The sequence below is a fragment of the Microbacterium sp. ISL-103 genome (assembly GCF_018613995.1).
In the GTDB taxonomy this organism is placed as follows: Bacteria; Actinomycetota; Actinomycetes; order Actinomycetales; family Microbacteriaceae; genus Microbacterium.
Genome location: NZ_JAGGPD010000656.1, coordinates 1 through 2501, shown reverse-complemented (window position 1 = coordinate 2501; position 2501 = coordinate 1). Strand labels below are relative to the sequence as shown.

Below are 2501 nucleotides of genomic sequence, written 5' to 3'. Positions count from 1 at the left end.
TAGGACACGTCCTACGGCCTGACACGCCTGAACTAGCGCCTGCGGCTCCCGAACCCCAGCAGGCCCCACCACCCGAAGCAGGTCACCCACCGACAGAATCATCTATGACGGTCGGAAGAGGACCCTCGATGACCGAACCCTCACCCACCCTCAGATCACCATCGTGTCCAAGCTGCGCCTCGGGCAATCATTCGCCCTGTCATGGACAGACGACGCCAGCATCGGAGGAGGCCGGACCACGATCTGGATCCACCCTCACGCGGATCTGGTCTTCAAGTACGACGGCTCCGGACGAACCCGCGTCAACCCCCGATGGATACACGCGCTCACGGCGACAGCGAACTCACCGACCGGCCTGCACATCGTCCCTGAGCCTCCCGAGCAAGACGACGGGGACGACCGAGATCAGTCGTAGCTCCGATGCACGTGCCAGCCATCCTCGGCCTTGAAGACGTCGAACACCATCGCGTAGCCGTCCTCGTTGGTCCCCTGGAACCGCCAGCCGTAGAGACCGCGATGCACCTCCTGCCGCGCGGACCAGTTCGAGTCACGCAAACGTGTCGGGGTATCGGAGACCCGCCAGCGGCGCCCGGCGAACACCATCCTGGAGGGAATGTCGTCGACCATCCATATGGTGGCGGGAGGGGGAGCGATGGCGAAGCGCATGGATCAAGAATAGAACATGTGTTCGAATATTGCTGGCGTTACTTCAGGCCGGAGAGAGGAGCCGGCATGGGGTCGAGCAAGCGCTTGGCGGCACACTACGACATGCGTGCGCAGCACCGTGCGATCCTGGCCGCCGCTCGCGCTGGACCGCTCCAGTCGCTGACGGACCGAGAACTCGGTCTGCGTAAGCATCCCGTCACGATCTATCCCCATCCATTCGTCCCTGTGCGCGCGTGGGTCCGGTTCAGGCCCGAAGCGATACGTGTCGATGCGAAACTCCTCCGGTCCACGCCTCTCGCCGCGGGCGTCGAGTTCCGGGCGGAGGAGCAGGTGTTCCGGTGCTGGGTCTGGGGGAACGCAGTGGAGGCAGTAGACGTCAGCGATCTCTGACTCGTGGTGAGGAGCACTTATGAACTCCAGGACCACGCGTCATGGCGGGCGTCACGTAGTGCTTCCTCGACGCGCCCTTCGTAGAGCAGCGTGATGTTGCGGGGTGGGTCCGCTTCGGGCAGCGCGACGTTCAACCACTGCGCCCAGGTCCGGGGATCATTCACCCCGGTCTGAAGTGCGAGAGGAACCTCCTGCAGCCCGGTGGCCGCTTTGCCTCCGACAAGTTGGAACACCGGGAGGAGGTGGACGCCGTCCTCGGTGCGCAGCGTGAGGAGACGAAGATCGTCGCCTGCCTCCATACCCTCGAGCTCGGTGCACGCGAGGGTGCGGGCCATGCTTCTCACCGTGTAACAGGGGCCGACGATCTCGGCCCACGGGTTCGACTCCTCTGTGGTCATTGCCTGTTCTCAGGGCGGCGGGTGCGGCGGCGTCTAACGTCTTCGAGTACCTCGTCGAGGGTGCGCGTCCGTCGACACAGTCCTGTGAGTCGCGCAAGGCCTGGGGCGTGGGCTTGAGCCCGTCCAATGTCGCTTCGTGCGGCGATTCGGCAACATTGCGAATCCGCCGGTCGCGGTCGATGTCGGCTCGCTCAGTCATGCCCCGGATGATGGCGAGGCTCGGTGTCGTCATCTTCAGCGTGGCCATGTCGAGGATCGCAAGTTTCCCTCGTGCCCGTCGCGTCCGAGGCTGGCGACCCGTCGGCCGTCCTCGGTCTTCCCTCCGGCTGCGACGTGCATGTGCCCGTGAGCTAGCAGCTCGGGGCGCACCGCGTCCCACACTTCGGCGATACGAGCACGTGACGCGGCGGACGCTTCGAGCGCAGTTGCGGGGAATGAATGGGGGTTCGTCCGCAGGATCTCTTGAACAGGGCGGACGGGCGTGTCGGCGAGGCCCTCGTGGATGGGCATCAGGTCCGCGGGACCGCCAAGGGCGACGTGAAGCCCACCGCGGCACGCCTGCGGATGACGTGGCTCGTCGCGCATCTCGAAGCCGGGACACCTCTCGCCGCGCTGCTGCCCGCATCGGGGATGACGTCCATTGACTCGCTCCGTCGCGCAATGAACCTCGTCCGCCCGATGCCGGTCAACCAGTTCTACGAGGCGCTTCGCATGACGGGCGCAGCGCGATGAGAACGGACAAGCCGAAGAAGAACGAACTGTTCCTCGACGACAATGCCGACCTCGAGGGGATGCCTTTCAACCCTCGAGCTCGCGAACCTGTCGCGACTGGCATGGTGCATCAGTGCGCCAAGCTCATCGACAGTGTCGGAATTCAGAAACTACTCGCTCAGTGGGATCAGGAGGCACATGCTCCAGTTCACGGAGGCAGGCCGGCGTCCGTGCCGATGCGGGGGATCCTGATCCTGTGGCTGGTGCTCGCCTGGGAGCACCAGCCCCGACAACTCAAGAAGCTGCGCGACATCATCACCGAGCGTCTGACCCCGG

5 protein-coding genes are annotated in these 2501 nt (G+C 64.9%); 3 read left to right on the top strand and 2 right to left on the bottom strand.

All coding sequences use genetic code 11. The features are described 5' to 3' along the window. Positions 1–405: 405 nt before the first annotated feature. Positions 406–666, bottom strand: coding sequence for a hypothetical protein (locus J7E68_RS19240; protein ID WP_215175143.1), 261 nt, complete (start codon positions 664–666; stop codon positions 406–408). Positions 667–732: 66 nt separating this feature from the next. On the opposite strand from J7E68_RS19240, the gene J7E68_RS19235 reads away from it, so the two are divergent. Beyond that, complete coding sequence (locus J7E68_RS19235) at positions 733–1056, top strand: hypothetical protein (RefSeq protein WP_251049181.1); 324 nt, start codon at positions 733–735, stop codon at positions 1054–1056. Between the two features lie 17 nt (positions 1057–1073). Here J7E68_RS19235 and J7E68_RS19230 read toward each other — a convergent pair whose 3' ends face one another. Then, positions 1074–1391: a hypothetical protein gene (locus J7E68_RS19230; protein ID WP_215175142.1), complete on the bottom strand. Its 318-nt coding sequence runs from the start codon at positions 1389–1391 to the stop codon at positions 1074–1076. 525 nt (positions 1392–1916) lie between these two features. Here J7E68_RS19230 and J7E68_RS19225 point away from each other — a divergent pair. Both J7E68_RS19225 and J7E68_RS19220 read left to right on the top strand, forming a co-directional pair. Next, positions 1917–2186 carry a hypothetical protein gene (locus tag J7E68_RS19225; protein WP_215175141.1) on the top strand — a complete coding sequence of 90 codons (270 nt, stop codon included), beginning with the start codon at positions 1917–1919 and terminating at the stop codon, positions 2184–2186. Further along, the coding region (locus J7E68_RS19220) for a hypothetical protein (RefSeq protein WP_215175140.1) at positions 2183–2501 on the top strand (319 nt) is incomplete at its 3' end. The genes J7E68_RS19225 and J7E68_RS19220, both read left to right, overlap by 4 nt.